1 protein-coding gene is annotated in these 272 nt (G+C 55.9%); it reads right to left on the bottom strand.

From position 1 onward, the window contains the following. Positions 1-84: 84 nt before the first annotated feature. Positions 85-272, bottom strand: a 188-nt coding sequence (locus tag ACEN8I_RS24150) for a hypothetical protein (RefSeq protein WP_413331197.1), incomplete at its 5' end; no start/stop codon positions are given.

A 272-nucleotide genomic window follows, 5' to 3' on the forward strand; every position in this document is an offset into this window, starting at 1 on the left:
ACCCGCAGTCTGGGTCCCTCCGCTTCGCTGCGGGCAACCTGTGGTGCTCAAGCCAAGCGGGGTCAAAAACAACTCGCCTGCGGCTCAAACACGTTTTTGCCCTGATTCGCTTGTCTCTGCGCTCCTCGGCCCAGCCAGGACGGGGCAGTCCGAAATACCAAAACCAATACCGAACTCCAATACAAACAAGGACACGCCGTGGCGTGTCCTTGTTGTTTTAAGTATTTGTTTTTTCCTTCGGCTGTTTGGCTGTTCGGTATCCGGGCCCCTTG

Source organism: Polaromonas sp. CT11-55, assembly GCF_047303325.1.
Taxonomy (GTDB): domain Bacteria; phylum Pseudomonadota; class Gammaproteobacteria; order Burkholderiales; family Burkholderiaceae_C; genus Polaromonas.